This window comes from Oleiphilus sp. HI0132 (assembly GCF_001635845.1).
In genome coordinates, this window is the sequence record NZ_LWGJ01001694.1 from 1 (window position 1) to 1,041 (window position 1,041).

The 1,041-nt window shown below is 42.9% G+C and carries 1 protein-coding gene; it reads right to left on the reverse strand.

Annotation, left to right across the window (positions count from 1 at the left end; translation table 11 throughout):
- Positions 1-436: 436 nt before the first annotated feature.
- Positions 437-1,041 (reverse strand): iron-containing alcohol dehydrogenase (locus A3766_RS25950; protein ID WP_156509154.1); only part of this gene is annotated, 605 nt, incomplete at its 5' end.

Below are 1,041 nucleotides of genomic sequence, written 5' to 3' on the forward strand. Positions count from 1 at the left end.
TGAGCTTCAACACCAATGGTTATTTCCTGAATTTTCTTGGGGGTGCCAAGCTTTGACGTTTCCTGTACTGGTTCACTTTGAAGAGCGACAAAGCCAACTCCAGCGAGTACAGAGACGCCAGCAATCATCTTAGCATTACGAGATCTTATTATTTTCACTATCCATCCGCCTGGAGTATTTAATTACTTTGTGAGTCATAGAACGAATAGGAAAAATAATACGGCGAGTATGTATTTTATTAACCCGCCCATTTGGGGGGTATTAGTGATTTATGAGAACTAGGTTATACCCCATATGTCGGTATTGCTATTGGCACCCCACCCAATCCTGACTCTTCATTGCGGCTCCTTAAAGAAAGTCTATGCAGTAATGACAAATGCAAAGACCGAAGCAGTAAGCGTCAGGATCAAGTCTAAGTGGACTAAAAAATTCACCCTCAAGCTACAGTATTTGGTAATAGTTGCTGTAAGAGTGTATTGCAATCTTGTTCTGGCATAAATTTGGGAACAGGATAATTGAAATAGGCTTCGCTCATGGCATCTTTAACGATGGAAGGAAAGTCTTCTTCTTGAAGCTCAGCAATCGTTTCCGGGATATCGACCGCTTTATTAAACGCAAAAAGATACTCTACCACTCTCTTTGCTGATTGTTTTGTGTCGTCTCCTTGTTGCACGATGCCAACTTCTTGTGCAATCGTTGCCAGCTTGACTTCAATTGAAGGCGCTGAATATTGAATCACATGCGGTAATACAATTGCATTACCCAAGCCGTGGGCAACACCATACTTCGCACCCAATTGATGAGAAATAGCATGTACGTAGCCCAGTGATGCTTTCGTAAACGCTAGTCCTGCTTTGTAAGAAGCTAATGCCAGCGCACTTCGTGCCTCAATATTACTTCCATCCTTAAAAGCAATAGGCAGGTTTTTGAATATTAAACGAATAGCTGCGAGGGCTTGCTCGTCTGTGTAAGCACTACCACTTCTTCCGACATACGCTTCAATAGCATGGGTTAAGGCGTCCATTCCTGTCGCTGCCGTCA